Origin of the sequence: Bergeyella porcorum (assembly GCF_042427575.1) — a bacterium.
GTDB lineage: Bacteria > Bacteroidota > Bacteroidia > Flavobacteriales > Weeksellaceae > Bergeyella > Bergeyella porcorum.
Genome location: NZ_JBHMFD010000003.1, coordinates 1 through 19,774 on the forward strand (window position 1 = coordinate 1; position 19,774 = coordinate 19,774).

Consider the following 19,774-nt stretch of genomic DNA (forward strand, 5'->3'; position numbering starts at 1 on the left):
GGGATTTTTCTCGCTCAGAAGTCTTTTCTCTAATTCCTCGTGTATTTCTGGAGTAATCAGTTTTGATGGTTTGTTACGCTTCGCAGGGGAGAGCAGCAAATCGATACCGCCTTGTTTATATTCCTTTATCCAATTGAGCAGGGTTTTTCTCGTCACACCAAGGTGTGTGGCAACTTCTTCCAATTTTTTATATTGGTCTGACTTGATAAGAATCAAACTTTCTAAGCGTTTAGACGGTTTGTATCCTCTCACCTTAGGTATGTAACTCTTAAGCTCTGCTAGGCTCTCTTTTATCTCAAATGTTCTCTTTCTTCCCATATACAAATATACGAAAAATAAGTAAAATAAAAAGGTTTAAATGGTATAAGAATTTTCATTTCCGAAAAAGGCTTATTTTACGAATTATGAGATTGTGTAATTGAGTTTAAACTTTGGTATTAAATTCTCTAAAAACAAAAAAAGACTATCTCATTTGAAATAGTCTTTTTTAATGGGTGGCTAACCGGGATCGAACCGGCGACCTTCAGGACCACAATCTGACGCTCTAACCAACTGAGCTATAGCCACCGTTTTGTGAGTGCAAATATAGCACTTTTATTTAAACTACAAAACTATTCCATCAAAATTTTTCATTGCGATTAATTTTTCCGTAGTGAAGCCCTCTGCAAAGTCGCAGCCAGAAAGCCTACCAAGGTTCTGAGAGCGGTAAGTAAGGCTTTCTAAAAAGTCTTTCGTAGAGATAGGGGTAGCAGGTTCTGATGAATTGGGGTCAAAAAACTGGGTTTTGTAAGCCAAGCACGCTTCCAATTTTTGCTGCATAAACTCTGAAATATCAATCACGAAGTCAGGGGTAATATCTTTCCATTGAATGTAATGAAAAATGTGCTTCGGTCGCCACGCTTTCTGCTCTGTATCTTCGTAGGTGGTGGAAATCTTGGTAAGCCCCGAAAGAAAACATGCATCAGAAATTAGCTTAGCCGCTTTGGCGTGGTCTGGGTGTCTATCATCTATGGCATTGGCAAAGACAATCTCTGGCTGATACTTGCGAATCATTTTAACGATGCGAAGCTGATATTCCTCTGAATTTTGCAGAAAACCATCTTTCATTTTTAGATTTTCCCTTGCTGAAATCCCCAGTATTTTTGCAGCATCAGCAGCCTCTTGGTATCTTGTTTCTATGGTGCCACGCGTGCCGAGTTCGCCTTGGGTAAGGTCTATGATGGCAACTTTTTTACCTTCGGCAATGAGCTTGGCAATGGTACCACCACAACCGAGTTCCACATCATCGGGATGTGCCCCGATGGCTAATATATCTACTTTCATAATATTTTTTTTAACAATTAACAATTATCTTATAGTTTTTCCCACAATAGCTTTTTTGATGGTAAACTCCTCCAATGCGTACCAAGACATTTCCACGCCATAGCCAGAGTTTTTGCGTCCTCCAAACGGCATACGAACATCAGAACGGAAAATCTGATTAATCGCCACACTACCGCTTTCGAGGCGTTGTGCAAAATCAATGGCTTTGTTTCGGTCTTTGGTGTAAACGGCGTTGGCAAGACCAAATTGGGTGCTGTTTGCCAGCTGTAGAGCTTCTTCATCATTTTCGGCTTTCAGAATCATTCCTAAAGGTCCGAATAATTCTTCATCTAAAATAGGGTTGCCCTCGTTCATTTCTATCAATCCAGGTTCAAAGGCAATATCGCTGATAGCTTGTAGTGGTAAGAGGATTTTAGCACCGTTTAGAATCGCTTTATTATATTGTTGTTTCAAATCTTCGGCGAGGTCAGCTCTTGCCATTCCGCTTAGTATGGTGTTTTGGTCCATTGGGTCGGCAGGTTGATATTTTTGATATTCTTGGATGAATAATTTGAGGAAGTCATCATAGATTTTAGAATGAATGATGAAGCGTTTGGCAGCCACGCAGGTTTGTCCACAGTTTTGTAACCTTGCCAATGCGGCATCTTTGGCAGCTTGTTCTATATCCGCGTCCTCTAGCACGATGAAGGCATCATTACCTCCTAATTCCAATACGCATTTTTTGAGATTTCTACCTGCAATTTCGGCAATTTTTCTACCTGCGCTTTCACTTCCTGTGAGGGATACCGCCTTGATGATAGGCGATGCAATGAGGGTTTCAATTTCTTGATGAGAAGCCTTGATATGGGTGAACAATCCTGATGGAACCCCTGCTTCTTCAAAGAGTTGCTGTATTGCATCTCCGCTGCCAAGGCAGATGGAGGCGTGTTTTAGGATGATGCTATTCCCTGCAAGGAGCGTGGGAACGGCAAATCTAATGGCTTGCCAAAAAGGAAAATTCCAAGGCATAATGCCCAAGATAACGCCCATTGGCTCGTAATGAACCTGAGAGATATCGTATTCTGTTTTGATGGTTTTTGGTTCTAAAATGGGAGATATATTGGCATAATACTCCGCTAGCCCAGCACATTTTTCTATTTCGGCAATGGATTGTGCAATGGGTTTATTCATCTCTTGGGTGATGAGCTGTGCATACTGCTCTTTGTGTAGGAGCAATAGTCTGGCAACATTGGTGAGTAATTTTTGCCGTTCTGAAAATGGCGTTTTTTTCCATTCTTGAAAAGCGTTATCGGCGGTGTTTAATATATTCAAGGTTTTAAAATTTTAATGTTAGATGTTAGAGATTAGATGTTAGATATTAGAGAGCTGTAGGGGTAATTGTTAATTGTCAAGGGTTAATTGATGAAAACTCAACACTCAACACTTAAATTGGTTGATAGTTGATAGTGAAAACTCAACACTCAGCACTTAACACTTAAAACTTTTTAAGTTGGTCTTTTCTCTTTCTTCTTTCTTCTTTCTTCTTTCTTCAAAAAACTCAACACTCAAAATTTAACACTCAACACTTATTGTATCGGTGTTCGGAATTCTCCGTATCCCATTACGCCATCATAATTTCGTCCGAAGGGTTTGTAATAAAGAAATGCCTGATAGAGGTTTTCGGTTTGCCAAAAATTGCCATTGATTTCACCGTAGTCTAACGAGCCATCGGCATTTTGAGTTGCTAAAATATAGCTGTAAAATCCTTGTTTTAAATAGATTTTGGCAATATATCTTTTGGTGGCTTCATCGTAAAACATTTTGTTTTCCTCGGAAGGGATAAAATCATTAAATCCTCCTAAAACAAAGATGTTTTTATCGGTTTTTTCAGATTCTAAAGCGAAATAAACCCACGCGTAGTCTGCTTCGCGGTCGGCATTTCTTTCGATACCATTGTCTATACGCCTATGGTAGAAAGCGCCATTCACATCGGGCTGATACTGATAATTGAGCGGGAAGGCCCATACGGGATGCAGATAGGTGTGGTGGGTATTGTTGATGATTTCGTGTCCTGCTACAGTATTCACAGGGAGATTGATGGTTTTATTATCAAAGTAATAAAATTCATTGTATCCTGGAAACGCTAGATTAAGCTGCTGAAAGAGGATTTTATTTCCTAAGCTGGAAGATGGTTTCAGATTGTGGAGGCTGATATTCCAATTGTTATTCTGAATGACATTGAGCGAGACGGAGTTGAGATTCTGGGTTAAAATATTAGCAGAGCCTATCGCTTGTATCTCTACACGCTGAGTGATATTGGGGCGTTTGGCATCAGAAAAACGGGTGATATTTAGATTAAGACTGGCATTGCTTTCTACTACCACAAAGCGTTTGGTAAATAGAGGCTTGGAGGGAGCGTCTTTGTAAACAATCAATTCGTAATTTCCAGAGATTTTAGGTTGAATTTTATCATTGGGGAAGGTGAGGGTATAGGAGGTGTATTTCTGGTAAGTATTGAAAGAATATTCAAATTTATCGATGAGTCCGTTCATACTTCCACTGGTGTATTCTGTATAGAATAATCCATCATCTTGCCAGTTTCTATCATAGTGCTTAATGGTATATCGGTAGATGGTACTGGCATTGGTAAAATCATCAAATTTCAATATCAATTGGTCATTAAAGCCAATAACAGCGGTTTGGTCATTGGTTTTAGGATTGAAGAGCTGCACACTTTGGATGTTCTGAGCCTTTCCAAAAATGGTCAATAGTACGAGGGATAGGAAACAAAAGATTTTCATAGCCACGAAATTAGCGAATTTTGAGCCAAACCTACAATGATGTATGGTAATTTTTTTTAATGGTTGTCGGTTGCTGGTTATTTGCTAAGAAGCTAGAAAGTTAGAGATTAGATATTAGATATTAGAGGTTAGATATTAGATATTAGAAGTATTTCTTCTTTCTTCAAAAAAACTCTGCACTCAGCACTTAAAATTGGTTGACAGTTGTTGGTAGTTCCCCTTTCGGGGGCTAGGGGGATAAAAACTAAAATTTAATTTGCTCATTTCCAAAAAAGTCTTACCTTTGCCCCATTCTTATGACACACAATATCCACATATTACAACAAAAAAATGTAAAAAACTACCTCAATAATTTGGTAGTTTCAGATAATTGTGTAAACACACACACACACACACACCGTCGCTATACCTTAGTATAAACGCGTGCCTGTGCGTATTTTACAAAAATAATTTTGAAATAAAAAATAAGCCCAAAAAATATTTTTTGGACAACTATGCTATCCCAATGTGGTTTTCTCTGAAAACGGCATTGGGATTTTTTTGTTTCCTTTTTGCTTCAGCCTTCTGTTTCCTAAAAGGAAACAATATGATAAAAAGGCTAGAGGCGTTAGGACTTCTATTTTTTACGGAATATAAACGGGGAAATATTTCTCTTTTCAAAACTAATCAATCCCACACTAATGGACATTTCGAGAAGGAAAAATCAGATTTTTCGTTCGTGTTTAAAATGTTTAATAAAAGTTGTGTGCAGAGATGTCTATGTGGGATTGATTTTACAAGAATAAAGAAAATATTAACAAACAACAACATCATAACTTAATTATTAATTTTAAATTTTATACATTATGAAAAAGATCATTACATCGGTCTTCGTGTTGGCAAATGTATTGGCACACGCCCAAGAGGGAACAGTAGGGATTAACACAATGACGCCCAAAGCGACATTGGAGGTTCAGCCTACTGCAACTAACCTCACAGGAACAACTAATGAGGGTATTATTGCCCCTAAATTATCTAAGGAGAGAATAGCAGCCATTGCAACTCCTGTAGAGGGAACTTTGGTATATGCTACTGATGCTACTTATGCGGGTAGTGATGCTAAAGTAGCGAAGATTACAGAGAAAGGTTACTATTATTATAATGGAACAGAGTGGGTGAAAAGCGGTGTAGGAGCTAATGACCAAGAGTGGGTATATGATGCCACTACCAATAGAATTAACCTGAAAAGAAGTGGAGGAAATTTGTTTGAAAATACTGTGTTTTATAATAAAAATGGGGCATTACAAAACTATGATTTTAATAGTTATCCTTTATTTTATGCAAATACAGGAACTACTACAGTAAGAACTGTGGATATGGATAATGAGTTTGGTAATAATTTGTATAAAAAGACTTCAAATATTAACTTTGGAACCGAAACAAAATATGTTTTAAATCGTAACTTATTATATGTGGATGATTCAACTTCTGAAAATCTTTCATTGACAGTAGAAGGCGCCGCTTTAGTAGTGCCATCTACCAATGCTAAAAATTATACACTTTTGATAGGAAATGGTTCAAGTGCCAAACATAGCGGAATAGGAAATGCAAAGTATATCGTAGGAGGTTATTTTGATGGAAGACTAGAGGGGACAGGTTATTCGGATGGCTATGTGTACGGTCTTAGAGCAACAGCGTCCTATGGAACTGATAAAAGTTCAAATCACCAAACGGGAGTTGGAGTATTTAATCAAGTTATGCCTACTGGATCTGGAACAATTACCAGTATGTATGATTATAATGCTTACAAAAGTTTTTTCAATGATTCTCCTTTAAGTGTTACTAATGTAAGAGGGTATAATGCAATAATTACTTATTCATCAGCAATGGGAGGAACTGTTTCTATTGATGATGCACGTGGATTTAATTATGATGGATTGAACATAGTATCTGGTTTTAAGATATCAACAAAGAAAAACTATGGTCTTTATATAGGTAATATAGCGGGGGGGACAGAGCTTAACCGCGCTATCCACACAGAAGCTGGAAAAATCCGTTTCGGAGATTTAGCGGATGCTTCTGCTACAGCAGATAGAGTGGTAACAGTGGATGCAGATGGTGTGTTGAAAGTAGGGACATCTACTACTGCTCCCACTGTTTTTAAATGGGTAGAAGATGCTACAAATACTTCAGTAAAATTAGCAGTAAACTCAGCAGGAACAGACCGCACAACCGCACCAGTGTCTATCACAGATACCGGTATGGTAAAAGCAACCTCTTTCCAAGGGTCAAACGGAGCAACGATTTTCCCAGACTATGTATTCCAAAAATACTACGATGGAGTATCAGATATCAAAGCAGATTATACATTCAAGTCTTTAAGCCAAGTAGAAGATTTCGTGAAAACCAACGGACATTTACCAGGTTACAAGTCAGCTGCTGCTATCAAAGCTCAAGGTTATGTGGATTTAATGGAAACTCAATTAACCAATGTAGAGAAAATTGAGGAACTTTATCTTCATAGTATAGAGCAAGAGAAAAATCTAAAAGAGCTGAAAAATCAAAATGATGAGCTAAAAGCTAAAAATCAAGAATTAGAAACTCGTTTAGAGAAGTTAGAAAAACTTTTGAAATAGAGAAAGCTAATGTACTGCTGTGCAATTGTAACCTTGCACGGCAGTACATTTATGCAATAGCACATCAAAACAACCTTTAAATCTTATAATTATGCCAATTAAATTCAATGTTATCGAAAGACATCAGCCAGGTGTGTCTGGCGGAGGTGAGAAGAAGTGGTATGCCGCAGCCGTAAGCAATGGCGAGCTGGGTATAGACGACCTTGTGAAGCAGATAGAGAAATTCTCTGCTCTTTCGGAGGCGGATATTCGCGGGGTGATTATCGCATTAGAAAATGTGATACAAAATGCCCTTGCAGATAGTAAAATTGTAAGGCTGGATAAGCTCGGTACACTTTACGCTACCCTTAGCAGTGGTGGTATAGAGGCGGAGAAAGGTTTCCACTCTGGGCTTATTAAAAGTGTAGGTGTTAATTATCGCCCTGGCAAAAGGATTTTGGATGCTATGAAGGCGGCAGGATTTGAGAAGGTAAGTAAGAAATAAAACAAATTCTTTTTATCAAAAGATAGTCCCTCTCCCTACAAAAAGGCGAGGGATTATTTTTTTTATTACTATCAAGCAAATTTGAAGCAGCCCCCTGTCCCCCGAAGGGGGCAAAGACGCTAATACTATTTGCTTTAGCTTTGAGCTGGTTAACAATTAATAATTAACCATTAACAATCAGCCATCAACTGTCAACCGACAACTATCAACCAAACTCAAGTTTTGAGTGCTGAGTTTTTTTGAAAAAAGAGGAAAGAAGAAAGAGAAAAGACCATCAACCAAATTTTCAATAGGATTGGGCTTTAGCCCATTCTATGCAGGTTTATGAAAAAAGGGCTTTAGCCGAAAATTGAAACCCTTTCCCGATTGGAATAGTGAATTTGGCTAAAGCCTTTAGGATAAGCATATTCAAAGTCGGGTTAAAACCCGACCCTATTGAAAGAAATAGACGGTAGCCGACAACCGTCAACCACTTTTGAGTTTTGAGTGCTGAGTTTTGAGTTTTTACCATCAACCGACAACCAAACTCAAGTTTTGAGTGCTGAGTTTTTTTTGAAAAAAGAGAAAAGAAGAAAGAGAAAAGACTTTTTTCTAACATCTAACCTCTAACTTTCTAGCTTCTTAGCAAATAACTATCAACCAAACTCTCAATTGAAAGTTGCAAAACTCTCAGCTCACAGTTGACCAACTCTCAACTGAGAGTTGAGCAAAACTCAAGCAAGAGTTGTACAACTCTTGGCTATGTTTTGAATTATACCTGCCTTTTAATTATGTTTTCCGAGGGGAAATCTCTAACTTTGCTGAAATCGCAAAAACAATGGGACAGGATTATTTTGATAGAGTGCGTCATATAAGGACGGGTATTAGGATTTATAGTGATTTATTGATTGAAAAATCATTGGAGGTATGGAGTCTCAAAACTAGAATAGGTTTATTCTTTTTTTCTTTGGTTACCGCTCTTTTAGGAACTTATTTTTTAGCTCCAGAAGAGTTCACACTGGCACAGACTTATACGCTTTTTGCCTTGTTTTTTTCTATTTTACTTTGGGGTACAGAGGCTATTCCGCCGTTTGCTGTGGGGATTTTCATTATGGGGTTTCTCATCTATACAATGCGAAATGTAGAAGGGGCTACCATACAACCAGAGAAGATAAGCAATGCTTGGTCAGACAGCGTTATTTGGATTTTCCTTGGTGGATTTTTCCTCAGTGAAGCTATGCGAAAGACCAATTTGGATATTTCCTTGTTTAAGTTTTCTATTTCATTATTCGGAAATCGGCCTAAATATTTGCTATTAGGCATCATTATCGTTACCTCTTTGCTATCGCTTATCATTTCTAATACTGCAACAGCGGCTATGATTTTGGCTTCGGTAATGCCTTTGCTGGATAACGAGGGGAAAGATTCTCCCATTTCTAAAACCATTCTCATCAGTATTCCCGTGGCGGCTACTTTTGCAGGAATGGCAAGTTTAATATCTTCGCCACCCAATCTCATCGTGGTAGATACATTGAAGTCTAAGGGATTTGATGTTTCCTTTGTAGATTGGATGGTGTTAGGGGTGATTCCTGCGGTATTGCTGTTGGGAGGTTTTTGGTGGGCTGCCCATAAGAAATACCTAAAAGATACCAAAGATGTAGATTTATCCTTTCTGGATGTGAAAATTATATGGACGCCAAGGCTGAGGTTAAACCGTTTATTTGTAATTGGTATCCTCTTTACTACTATCTTTTTTTGGGTGATGGGGCAGCGTTGGCATATTCCTACGGCACTCAGCTCTCTGATTCCGATTATGTTTTTACCAATGCTGGGGGTAATTACGGCAGAAGATGTGCGGAAGCTCCCTTGGGATACGCTGATGTTGGTAGCAGGGGGCTTAGCGTTGGGGATTGCCATTAAGGAGCTATTGGCACCGCATTTTTCTGCCCAGCTGGCAGGTTTTCAGTTTAATAAAATAGGAATGATGGTGCTTTTTGGGGTGATTACCATTCTCTTTTCTAATATTATGAGCAGTACCGCAACGGCAACCATCGCCATTAATATTGCGGCAGTAGTATTACCCGCAGAGCAACTTTTGCCCGTGGCACTTACGGTAGGGCTATGTTCTTCTTGTGGCTTGTTTTTACCCGTTTCTACACCCCCCAATGCCATTGTATTCAGTACAGGAATGATCAAACAATCTGATTTTAATCTTGGTGGAATCTTCGGCGGTGTTTTCGGATTGTTGGTTGCCATTTTATGGGTTTTGTTCTTGGACTATTGTACTCCATTTTTATCTTCTTTAACCATATAAAACGATTAACAATGCTATATTTTCAATCATTTGCTTTCAATCCATTTGCAGAGAATACCTATGTGCTGTATAATGAGCATCGGCATGCTTTTATTATAGACCCAGGGAATTTTAACCCTCACGAAACCGAGACTTTATTCCAATTCATAGAAGAGAAAGAGCTCCAAGTGGAAAAGATTTTGCTTACACACGCTCATATTGACCATATTTTAGGGCTTCAAGCGGTGTACAATCGTTTTCAAGTTCCTGTTTTGCTTCACAAAATCGAAAAAGAAATTTTGGATAGAAATCCCATAGATGCTCGCCGTTTCGGATTTGCATTTCAACCTTTCGAGGGCGAACTGTTTTATGTGAAAGAAGGCGAAATGCTCCATTTGGGTGCTGATGGTTTGTATATTATGCACTTGCCAGGGCATTCCCCAGGGCATATAGCCTTTCATCATAAGGAGCAAAAGATGATATTCTCAGGAGATGTTTTGTTCCGCGGAAGCATTGGGCGAACGGATTTGTACAAAGGGGATTACGAGCAATTGATTCATAGCATTACCACAAAACTATTTCCTTTGGATGCTGATACCGAAGTCTATTCTGGGCACGGCCAATCTACCCAAATTGGGTTTGAAAAAGAGCATAATCCTTATTTAAAATAAAAAAACAAATGAGGCTGTCCGAAAAGGTCAAACGCATGAAATTATATTTTGAAGACATTTGCCCAGTACGCATATTGAATATCAGTATATTATAATTTAACTTTGATAGACTCTATAGAGAATGACTAAAATATAAATTGCTAGTTATTAATGTTTTATAAATTTCGTGCGTTTAGCCTACCATCGCCCAAGGACTACCATATAATTTGGGATAAAACTTTATCTTTGCCGAATGGAATTACAATATTTAGTAAGAGAGCCTGAGAATATCACCCCAGAGACGGATATTCTTTTTTTACTCCACGGCTATGGCAGCAATGAGGAGGATTTGTTTTCATTTGTATCCACTTTACCAGAGCAATGGCTTGTGGTGAGTTTCAGAGCTCCTAAAGCGGTAGAGTTTGGCGGGTACTCTTGGTATGATATAGACTTGATGAATGCAGAAAAATTCATAGATGTGCCACAGGCTACAGAGGCTCTTAATGCTGTTTTACAAAGTATCTTAGATGTGCGGGAACGCTATGGCATTACCCAAGGGAAAAATCATCTTTGTGGGTTTTCTCAAGGTGGTGTTTTGAGTTATGCTTTGGCACTGAAAAATCCTCATCTTTTCGGTAAAGTGGCTTGTTTGAGTTCTTATCCAGAAGAAAAAATCTTGCAAGACATTGTGAAAGATAAAAAGAAATTGGAACATCTTCGTTTTTTCATTTCGCACGGTACAGATGATGCTATTATTTCATTAGACTGGGCAAGAAAGGGAGCGGATTTGCTGTATGATTTGAGTGCATATTTCTCATTCCGAGAGTATATGAGTGGGCATAATGTTAATCCTAAAAATTATATGGACTTGATGGATTTCTTTGGGAGATAAAAATTAAAAGAGGTTGTGAAAGCAACCTCTTTTTTATTGGTCTAAAATCCCACGGATTTTATTAGCATTTCTAATCAGCTCTTCTAGTAAATCATAGTTTTCCTTTTCCAACGCCGCTTTGAACTTTCTCAATTGAGAAATATGTTCATTGAGGACATCCAAAACATTTTCTTTATTTTGTTTAAAGATGGGAACCCACATCTCAGGGTGAGATTTTGCCAAACGCACTGTGCTAGAAAACCCCGAACTTGCCAGTTGGAAAATGGTGTCTTCTTCGCGTTCTTTTTCTAATACCGTGTTTGCCAAGGCATAAGAAGTGATATGAGAAATGTGCGAAATATACGCAGTATGAATATCGTGGGCTTCAGAAGTCATATATAATAGATTCATTTCCAGTTGATTGGCGATGTCTTCTACTGTTTTTAGAGCATCATTATCAGAAAGATGGGCATCACAAATCACGGCGGCTTTACCGCTGAAACTATCCACTTTTGCAGCCGAGGGACCGCTGTTTTCTGTTCCCCACATTGGGTGAAACGCTACATAACGATGTCTATTGGGGTGTTCTTTTACCACTTCTGCAATTTCTTGTTTGGTAGAGCCTACATCCATTACAGTTTGATGGCTAGAGATATTATCTAAAACTTTGGGTAAGAGTGTTTTGGTTGCACTCACAGGGGTTGCTACAATCACCAAATCAGCGTTTTGTATGCCTTCTTCCAAATCGGCTTTTTCATCAATGATTTTTAAATCCAAAGCTTCTTTCAGATGGTGGTCGTTTTTGTCAATTCCAATGGCTTTTGAAATGAAATTCTTTCCTTTTAGTTTCAGCATCATAGAGCCTCCAATGAGACCTATTCCGATTACGGCAATCTTCATTTCTTTTACGGTATTTTTTTGATGGATAAAAAAGTTACACCCTCTTTGCATTTTTCAAAGGTAACTTCAAATTTTGCATTTTTTTCAGGGCTTATCAGCAGGTAATCAGGGCAAGGCTCTTTCTGGGCGTGGCTCCGTGTAAAGTCGATAGCTCCTTGTTTTATGATGCTGTCTTTCAAAGTTTTTTCGTCAAGTTTTAGGGCGGTAAGTTCTTGCTTAAATGGTTCGGAATAGCTAAAATCTTTGCTTAAAGTTTCTGCAATCACACGGCTGCTGGGTAGATAGCCGCTGCAAGTTGCCCCTTTTTTATTAAAGATAAACCCCACAAAAATAAGCCCAGGGATAAGTCCTATAAGGAAGAATTTTAGTTTTCGCATAAAAAAAACAAGTGATTAGGAAAATCTAATTAAAAAGATTAAAAGATTAAAAGATTAAAAGATTAAAAGATTAAAAGATTAAAAGATTAAAGGATTAAAAGATTAATATCGTGGTATTTTAGACCAAAGCGTTCACAGATTTCCTTTCTGGTATGCCTTCCTTTGTATAGATATAGGCTTTGTTTGATTTGATTTTTATGAATCTGCATATTTTCAAAGCCATCGCCTTCCCCGTGATTGAGAAGGTAAGAAATGAAGAAATTGGAAATCGCTTTACTGGTAGTTCTTGCTATTCTGGAAGTGATATTAGGCAAGGCACAATGTATCACCTCGTGTTTTATGAAATAAGGGTTTTCTATGGTGGTAAGCTCAGAGGTTTCTATTGCTTTGCCATTGTCTATGGTGACATCTATAATGACGCTTCCTTTTTTCATTTTCAATACCATATCTTCTGTTACAATGGGGCATTGGTTGAGTCTTGGTAGAGCTGCAATTACCACATCGGCACGGCGTAGGCTTTTGGTAAGTTCCTTTGGGTCTATGATGGAAGTGGGTACCCTAGAATCAATAATAGAATGGAGGCGTCTTAGTTTGGATAGGGAGTTATCAAATACCCTAACGCTAGCTCCCAATCCTATGGCGGCTTTGGTGGCAAACTCTCCCACAACGCCAGCGCCTATCACTACCACTTCGGTAGGGCGAACGCCCGTAATGCCACCCAGCATCAGTCCACTGGATAGGGCTAATAGCTCTGAAGCGTAGAGCATTGCAGAGGTTCCTGCAATCTCACCTATTAAGCGCACTAAAGCCAGCTGTTGGTAATCATCTTCTATGAATTCAAAAGCGATGGCGTTGACTTTTCGTTCTGCCAATTGAAGGAAATAATCTTTGTCTCTAAGGTTAATTTGCAAGGCAGAAACCAAAAAAGAATTATTTTTCAGATAAGAGATTTCCTCTGTAGTGGGCGGATTGATTTTCAAAACCAAATCTTGTCCAAAGGCTTCTTTGGGGTCATTGGTGATTTTTGCTCCAGCTTCGGCATATTGGAAATCGGTAAAGAAAGAGCCTTTTCCTGCATTGGTTTCAATGATGATGTCGTGCCCATTATTCACCAAAACCTGTACAGCATCGGGCGTAAGGCAAGTTCTGCGTTCATTGAGGCAGGTTTCTTTGGGAATGCCGATGGAGATTTTTTTTGCCTTTTTTATGATTTCAAGTTTTTCTTCTTTGGGCAATAGCTCTTCTTCTGTAAAGGGCGTGAAGATAGTTCCGCTCATTATCATTGATTTTATAGAAAATAATAAGCAAAGATATTATTTATTACGATTAAAATTGTATTTTTCTTAGCTGAATTTTATTTCTCTAACTCCTTCATTATTGTCAATGGATATGGTGTGAAAGGTGTTTTCTTCCAAATCATCTTCATAGATGTCTGGCCATTCTATAATGCACAGGCGAGCATTGTCCAGATAATCTTCCATTCCAATATCATACACTTCTTCCACAGATTTCATTCTATAAAGGTCAAAATGAAATACCACACCATTAGGGGTATCGTACTCATTCACAATGGTGTAGGTGGGAGAGGAGACCTCATCTGTGCTGCCTAAAGATTTTAATAAAAACTGAGAAAATGTGGTTTTTCCTGCTCCTAAATTTCCTTTTAAGAGCAAGATTCTATGCTGAAGCTTCGGGATAATGGCATCTACTACCATTTGCCAATCTTCTAAGGTATTGATTTTGAATAGCATTTTAAGGATTTGTTAATGACTTTGATTCTGTTCTTCTGCATCGGTACGCTCATTAGGTTTCCCGAAAATAATTTTTAGGATAACAGGCAGAGTGGTCACAAGAACCAAAACTAAAACGATGGATTCTAAATGGGCTTTTAAATCAATATTAAATTGGGTTAAAAACAATTGGTCTAAATAATGTCCTGCAAAAACCAATGAAAACGACCAAAGAACTGCTCCTAAAATATTGTCAAACAAAAATTTCTTTTTATCCATCTGTACAATCCCTGCAACAATAGGCACAAAGGTTCTTACAATGGGTAAAAAACGAGCCATTATAACGGCTAATCTGCCGTGTTTTTCAAAAAAATCGTGGGCTTGATAGAGGTATTTTTTCTTGAAAAGAAGAGAGTCTTCTCTCTTGTAAAACGCTGGTCCTGTTTTGTAGCCAATCCAATAGCCTAGTTCGTTTCCGATGATGGCGGCTATGGCGATACTTGCTGCAACAATAATAGTATCCCAAAGTCCGCTTCCTGTAGAGCCAAAGGTGTTGGCAACCATCTCTACAGAATAAATCCCAGAAATAAATAATAAGCTGTCCCCAGGAAGGAAAAAACCTACAAATAACCCCGTCTCTGCAAAAATGATGAAAATCACCAACCAAAAACCACCCAGTTTGATATAAAATTCGGGATTGACTAAATCCTTCCAGCTTTCAAAATGCTCCATAAAAATTTGATATTTCACAAAAATAGTGGAATTATCAGCGATTTGAAAATAATTAAGAGATTTTTAACATCATTTCCTTTTGAGAAATATTGGTTTTTATTCATAAAACCACCAGCCTATCTTGATTTTATTATAAAGGAGTTAAGTAAATTACAATCCATCATCTTCTACCACGGCGGTGCCGTCTGCCATTAGGAAGGCTTTCAGGAAAGGGGTAATGTTGCCATTCATCACCGCATCTACATCAGAAGTTTCGTGTCCAGAGCGTACATCCTTTACCAATTTGTAAGGGTGCATTACATAATTACGAATCTGTGAACCCCATTCTATTTTCATTTTATTGGCTTCTATTTCGTTTCGGGCTTTCATTCTTTCCTCTAGTTCTATTTCGTAGAGGCGAGATTTGAGGAGTTGTAGTGCTTTTTCTTTATTCTGAAGTTGCGAGCGGCTTTCAGAGTTTTCTATGATAATGCCCGTAGGTGCGTGGCGAAGTCGTACGGCTGTTTCCACTTTATTGACATTTTGTCCACCAGCTCCAGAGGCTCGCATTGTTTCAAAGGTAATATCTGCGGGGTTGATGTTGATTTCAATGGTGTCATCTACCAAAGGATAGACATATACGGAAACAAAGCTGGTATGTCGCTTAGCGTTAGAATCAAACGGGGAGATTCTCACCAAACGATGGACACCATTTTCACCTTTGAGGTAGCCAAAAGCATATTCACCGTCAATTTCCAGCGTTACCGTTTTTACCCCCGCTACATCACCTTCTTGGAAGTTGAGCTCGCGGATTTTATAGCCTTGTTTCTCTGCCCACATTGTGTACATACGCATCAGCATACTTGCCCAGTCGCAAGATTCTGTACCACCAGCTCCAGCGGTAATTTGTAGTACGGCAGAGAGCTCATCGCCCTCGTTGGACAGCATATTTTTAAACTCCAGATTTTCTATTTTCTCTACAAGTAGAGGAAACTGCTCATCTAGTTCCTTTTCAGAATCGGCATCTTCTTTGGCAAATTCTATTAAAACCTGCAGGTCTTCAAATTGGGTATAGATAGCTTCATAGTCTTCCACCCATTTTTTCTTGGAACGCAATTGCTTCAGGAAAGCCTCTGCCGATTTTGGATTGTCCCAAAATTCTGGAGCCGCCGTTTTTTCATCATCATTGGTAATTTCTATTTTCTTTTTTTCTATTTGAAGAAATTTATGCAGTTCGCTTATTCTATTTTGAGTTTCTTTTAACAATTCATTTGTAATCATAATGCAAAAATAAGAATTTATATAGAATGAAGAAGTCAAGAGCCTGATGAGTAGTTTGCATAGGTTAAATTAAATAAAAAAAACTAAAAAACTCGGAAACTTTTTTTTTATTTTAGTTTTCTTTTTTATCTTTGCCCCCGAAAATTATGGAACAGAATAAAGAATTTTTAGAAAAAACATTGAAACTGTTTTACCTCAATGGAGCGAAAACTACTACAATGGACGATATCGCTAAGGAATTCTCGATGTCTAAGAAAACCCTCTATCAGATGTATCCTAATAAGGATGTGCTGCTAGATGAGGTGCTAAACTATGAGGCACAGCAGGTAACTTTGGAATTGAAACTCTTGAATGATAAGGATGTTTCTCCCATAGAAAAAATGCTTTGCAGAGAAAAGAAAATAAAAGATATGACGGAGAATAATCACTCCTTCTTTGTAAGGCAGTTGAAAAAATATTATCCTCATCTCTATGAAAGACATTCCAAAAGAATTTCGGATGAAGTATCCAAAGTCCTTATCTATAACATAGAAAGAGGGCGAGAGCAAGGCGTTTTTAGGCAAGATTTTAATGAAAAAGACTATGCGAGGTTTCTAATGCTTCTGATGTTGTCTTATGACGATTCGCCTATTATAGATGTGGAAGAAACAGATAGAGAGCAGTTTGCACATAGTGCAATATTGTTCTACCTCGATGCAATTACAACAGAAAAAGGAAAAGAAATATTAAAACAAATTCTAAATGATGATAAATAAAGTGAAGCTAATGGGGCTGGCTGCAGTACTCTTTCAAGGGGTGGTGCTGGCACAGGATAGCAAAACGCTGACGCTCTCCGAGGCAATTTCTCACGCCTTAGAGCATAAAGCCGATGCAGAGAAAGCAAGGCTGAACATTAGAAAAGGAGATGCGGAAATAGCTGAAGTGAAGGCAAATGCCCTTCCGAAAATTTCTGCGGTGAGTTCTACCACTTATAATGCCATCTTGCAAGAAATGGTGATTCCCAGTTTTGTGAATCCTAATGAAACAATGAAGCTGGTGATGGGGCAAAAGTGGACTTCTAGCAATGGTGTTCAGCTACAACAGGTGTTGTTCAATCAATCAGTGTTCACAGGGTTGAAGGCGGCAAAATCTACCAAAGAATTTTACATCATCAATGCCCAACTTACAGAGGAACAACTGATAGAGAAAGTAGCTACGGCATACTATCAGGTGTATCAAGCAGAGCAAATGCTCAAAAATATAGAAGATAACCTTGATATCACAGAAAAAACTGTGGGAATCATCAAAGGGCTTTATGATGCAGGGCTGGCAAAGAAAATAGATTATGATAGAACTACGGTGGCTCTCAATAATGTGAAAGCTAGCCGCCAGCAATTGGTAAATTCCGTTGCATTGAGTGAAAATGCACTCAAGTTTATGATAGGAATGCCTATGGAGCAGGATATAGACTTGCCGAATGCTACCTTTGAACCTTCTCATCTAGTATCCAATGAAGCGGATTTTTCTCAAAGGACAGAGCTGAAAGTGCTTAATAAGCAATTGGAACTTTTAGAATGGCAAAAGAAAGCCTCTATAGCAGAGTATTACCCTACGGCTGCCCTTACAGCCAACTATATGTGGTATGGGCAAGGGAAAAAGATGCCGTGGTTCAATGGACAGAGTAATGGTGTGTATTGGTCTGATATTTCAGCGATTGGACTGAATATTAATATCCCTATTTTCAGTGGTTTTGCCATCAAATCCAAGGTGGAGAAAAATCAAATAGAAATAGAAAAAGCTCAAGCAGATTTAAGGGAAACTCAGCTTAGCCTAGATTTGGCGTATAAAAATGCGGTTTCTCAATTGGAAAATTCTGCCATTACCATTTCTACTCAAGAAAGTAATGTGAAACTAGCAGAAGAAGTGGTGGCGAATACTCAGGCTAATTATAAGCACGGTTTGGCAACGCTCAATGATATTCTGGATGCTGATAGAGATTTGATAGACGCTAGAAATAATTTGACAAAAGCTAAGCTCGATTATAAACTGGCTGAAATAGAACTTCTGAAATCACAAGGAAAACTAAGGGATTTGCAATAAGCTCTAAATGAATGAACAGAATCATTCAATCCTTTAAATATTAAATTTTAAAATCATTCAATAATTTTTTAAATCAATCATTACAACAATGAACAAAAAAAGTCTTTTATCCATATTAGCCGTAGTGGCAGTAGCGGTAGGATTTTATTTTATCCTTCAAAAAAATAAGGCTAAAAACGAAGAGCAGGTAGCTATTGTAGCAGAGAAAAATACGGAAGTAGCCGTAAGAGCGGTACCTGTACAATATGAGGACAATCAGAATGAAATCAGTGTTAATGGGACTTTCGTTGCCAAGACTACAGCCAATATCTCTGCGGAAATGGGCGGGCAGCTCATCGCACTCTATGTAAAAGAAGGTAGCTATGTAAGACCTGGGCAGGTAATCGCCAAGCTGAAAGGGGATAAACTGAATGTAAATACCAGCAATGCTCAGGCTAACTTAGACCAAGCTCTTTCTGCCCTTGCAAGGTACGAGGCAGCGTATAAAACAGGTGGGGTAACGGCACTTCAGCTAGACCAAGCCAGACTACAAGTGAAAAATGCCAGAGCTCAGGTGCAGTCGGCACAGTTGCAGTCGGGGGATACCAATGTGATTGCCAAAGTAGGAGGTATTGTTAATAAGAAAAATGTAGAACTGGGAACCGTAGTGGGAGCAGGGACTACCATTGTAGAAGTGGTAGATATCTCTTCGCTAAAACTAAGCGTAGATGTAGATGAATCTCTTGTGCCACACTTGGCTAATGGCAATATTGTAAAAGTAAAACCTAGCGTAATGGATGAAACTATAGATGGACGCATCAGCTTCATCGCACCAGCGTCTAACGGGGCTTTGAAATTCCCAGTGGAAATCACCATTCCTAATAACGGAACCCTAAAAGCAGGGATGTATGGTACCGCCATCTTCAGCAGAAATGATACAGGAAGAGCAATGGTAATCCCTAGAGATGCCTTTGTAGGTGGGGTGAGTGATAATCAGGTATTTGTGGTGAGAAATGGAGAAGCACACCTTACAAAAATCCAAAGTGGGGTTAACTTCGGTGATAAAGTGGAAGTATTAGGCGGATTGAAGGAAGGCGATATGGTCATCACCAGCGGACAAATCAACCTATCAGATAAAACGAAAGTGAAGGTACTTAAGTAGTTGATGGTTCTCATTGGTTAGAAAGTTAGAGGTTAGATATTAGAGGTTAGAGGTTAGAGAGCTGTAGGGGTAATTGTTAATTGTAAACCAACTCAACACTCAAAACTTAAAACTCAACACTCAACACTCAACACTCAACACTCAGCACTCAAAACTCAAAACTAGTAAAAAAGAATGAACACATTAGCACAGATTTTAACAGCCCTTGTTGCGATAGAGCATCTTTATATACTGTATATTGAGATGTTTGCGTGGGAAACCATAGGCAAGAAAACCTTTAGAGGGGCTTTGCCCGAAGAGCTTTTTACAAAGACCAAAGGTTTGGCAGCCAATCAAGGTTTGTACAATGGTTTTTTAGCGGCGGGATTGCTTTGGTCGTTTCTCATTAGCGATGCAGAATGGTCTTTCAATGTACGCGTATTCTTTTTAGGATGTATCATTGTAGCGGCGCTCTACGGTGCTTATAAATCTTCTAAGAGTATCCTGATAAAACAAGGTTTACCCGCCATATTAGCAATGGGTTTTGTATTGGCTGAGAAATTTATGCAATAGACTTATTT

The 19,774-nt window shown here is 38.5% G+C and carries 20 protein-coding genes and 1 tRNA gene; 9 read left to right on the top strand and 12 right to left on the bottom strand.

Features of this window, described 5'->3' with window-relative positions:
* The 5 genes from ACFFUE_RS02540 to ACFFUE_RS02560 form a co-directional block, all read right to left on the bottom strand.
* Positions 1-318, bottom strand: a 318-nt coding sequence (locus ACFFUE_RS02540) for a helix-turn-helix domain-containing protein (protein WP_376832577.1), incomplete at its 3' end; no start/stop codon positions are given.
* A gap of 175 nt (positions 319-493) precedes the next feature.
* Positions 494-567 (bottom strand) — tRNA-His (locus tag ACFFUE_RS02545).
* Between the two features lie 36 nt (positions 568-603).
* Entirely contained in the window at positions 604-1,323 is a 720-nt protein-coding gene (gene bshB1 / locus ACFFUE_RS02550) for a bacillithiol biosynthesis deacetylase BshB1 (RefSeq protein WP_327984028.1), read from the bottom strand.
* 24 nt (positions 1,324-1,347) lie between these two features.
* Positions 1,348-2,634, bottom strand: a complete 1,287-nt coding sequence (locus ACFFUE_RS02555; protein ID WP_376832580.1) for an NAD-dependent succinate-semialdehyde dehydrogenase — start codon at positions 2,632-2,634, stop codon at positions 1,348-1,350.
* 254 nt (positions 2,635-2,888) lie between these two features.
* Complete coding sequence (locus ACFFUE_RS02560) at positions 2,889-4,103, bottom strand: type IX secretion system plug protein (RefSeq protein WP_376832582.1); 1,215 nt, start codon at positions 4,101-4,103, stop codon at positions 2,889-2,891.
* An 845-nt stretch (positions 4,104-4,948) separates the two neighbouring features.
* Here ACFFUE_RS02560 and ACFFUE_RS02565 point away from each other — a divergent pair.
* Together ACFFUE_RS02565 and ACFFUE_RS02570 are read left to right on the top strand one after the other, a co-directional pair.
* Positions 4,949-6,718 carry a phage tail-like protein gene (locus tag ACFFUE_RS02565; RefSeq protein WP_376832584.1) on the top strand — a complete coding sequence of 590 codons (1,770 nt, stop codon included), beginning with the start codon at positions 4,949-4,951 and terminating at the stop codon, positions 6,716-6,718.
* Between the two features lie 91 nt (positions 6,719-6,809).
* Positions 6,810-7,202, top strand: coding sequence for an HU family DNA-binding protein (locus ACFFUE_RS02570; protein ID WP_376832587.1), 393 nt, complete (start codon positions 6,810-6,812; stop codon positions 7,200-7,202).
* 322 nt (positions 7,203-7,524) lie between these two features.
* On the opposite strand, the gene ACFFUE_RS02575 is transcribed toward ACFFUE_RS02570, so the two are convergent.
* The gene (locus tag ACFFUE_RS02575; protein ID WP_376832589.1) at positions 7,525-7,800 is read right to left on the bottom strand and encodes a hypothetical protein; all 276 of its coding nucleotides are present in this window, start codon (positions 7,798-7,800) and stop codon (positions 7,525-7,527) included.
* A gap of 219 nt (positions 7,801-8,019) precedes the next feature.
* On the opposite strand from ACFFUE_RS02575, the gene ACFFUE_RS02580 reads away from it, so the two are divergent.
* From ACFFUE_RS02580 to ACFFUE_RS02590, 3 genes are all read left to right on the top strand, one after another.
* A complete protein-coding gene (locus ACFFUE_RS02580; RefSeq protein ID WP_376832591.1) occupies positions 8,020-9,495 on the top strand; it encodes an SLC13 family permease in 1,476 nt (491 codons plus the stop codon).
* A gap of 11 nt (positions 9,496-9,506) precedes the next feature.
* The gene (locus tag ACFFUE_RS02585; RefSeq protein WP_376832593.1) at positions 9,507-10,145 is read left to right on the top strand and encodes an MBL fold metallo-hydrolase; all 639 of its coding nucleotides are present in this window, start codon (positions 9,507-9,509) and stop codon (positions 10,143-10,145) included.
* A 232-nt stretch (positions 10,146-10,377) separates the two neighbouring features.
* Positions 10,378-11,016 (top strand): alpha/beta hydrolase, encoded by a 639-nt coding sequence (locus ACFFUE_RS02590; protein ID WP_376832595.1) that lies wholly within the window; start codon positions 10,378-10,380, stop codon positions 11,014-11,016.
* Between the two features lie 33 nt (positions 11,017-11,049).
* Here the strand turns inward: ACFFUE_RS02590 and ACFFUE_RS02595 are convergent, their stop codons facing one another.
* The 6 genes from ACFFUE_RS02595 to prfB all read right to left on the bottom strand — a co-directional run bounded on the left by ACFFUE_RS02595 (position 11,050) and on the right by prfB (position 15,994).
* A complete protein-coding gene (locus ACFFUE_RS02595; RefSeq protein WP_376832597.1) occupies positions 11,050-11,895 on the bottom strand; it encodes a prephenate dehydrogenase in 846 nt (281 codons plus the stop codon).
* A 5-nt stretch (positions 11,896-11,900) separates the two neighbouring features.
* On the bottom strand, positions 11,901-12,272 hold the full coding sequence (locus tag ACFFUE_RS02600; RefSeq protein WP_376832600.1) for a hypothetical protein: 372 nt from the start codon (positions 12,270-12,272) through the stop codon (positions 11,901-11,903).
* Positions 12,273-12,358: 86 nt separating this feature from the next.
* Complete coding sequence (locus tag ACFFUE_RS02605) at positions 12,359-13,549, bottom strand: alanine dehydrogenase (RefSeq protein WP_376832602.1); 1,191 nt, start codon at positions 13,547-13,549, stop codon at positions 12,359-12,361.
* Positions 13,550-13,615: 66 nt separating this feature from the next.
* The gene (tsaE, locus tag ACFFUE_RS02610; protein WP_376832604.1) at positions 13,616-14,023 is read right to left on the bottom strand and encodes a tRNA (adenosine(37)-N6)-threonylcarbamoyltransferase complex ATPase subunit type 1 TsaE; all 408 of its coding nucleotides are present in this window, start codon (positions 14,021-14,023) and stop codon (positions 13,616-13,618) included.
* 12 nt (positions 14,024-14,035) lie between these two features.
* Positions 14,036-14,734 (bottom strand): DedA family protein, encoded by a 699-nt coding sequence (locus tag ACFFUE_RS02615; protein ID WP_376832657.1) that lies wholly within the window; start codon positions 14,732-14,734, stop codon positions 14,036-14,038.
* 150 nt (positions 14,735-14,884) lie between these two features.
* Entirely contained in the window at positions 14,885-15,994 is a 1,110-nt protein-coding gene (prfB, locus tag ACFFUE_RS02620; protein WP_376832606.1) for a peptide chain release factor 2, read from the bottom strand.
* Positions 15,995-16,140: 146 nt separating this feature from the next.
* On the opposite strand from prfB, the gene ACFFUE_RS02625 reads away from it, so the two are divergent.
* The 4 genes from ACFFUE_RS02625 to ACFFUE_RS02640 all read left to right on the top strand — a co-directional run bounded on the left by ACFFUE_RS02625 (position 16,141) and on the right by ACFFUE_RS02640 (position 19,766).
* On the top strand, positions 16,141-16,749 hold the full coding sequence (locus tag ACFFUE_RS02625) for a TetR/AcrR family transcriptional regulator (RefSeq protein WP_376832608.1): 609 nt from the start codon (positions 16,141-16,143) through the stop codon (positions 16,747-16,749).
* Positions 16,739-18,073, top strand: a complete 1,335-nt coding sequence (locus tag ACFFUE_RS02630) for a TolC family protein (protein ID WP_376832659.1) — start codon at positions 16,739-16,741, stop codon at positions 18,071-18,073. Before ACFFUE_RS02625 ends, ACFFUE_RS02630 begins: the two co-directional genes overlap by 11 nt.
* 88 nt (positions 18,074-18,161) lie before the next feature.
* Entirely contained in the window at positions 18,162-19,214 is a 1,053-nt protein-coding gene (locus ACFFUE_RS02635) for an efflux RND transporter periplasmic adaptor subunit (protein ID WP_376832610.1), read from the top strand.
* 174 nt (positions 19,215-19,388) lie between these two features.
* Positions 19,389-19,766, top strand: a complete 378-nt coding sequence (locus tag ACFFUE_RS02640; protein WP_327984267.1) for a DUF1304 domain-containing protein — start codon at positions 19,389-19,391, stop codon at positions 19,764-19,766.
* Positions 19,767-19,774: the final 8 nt, after the last annotated feature.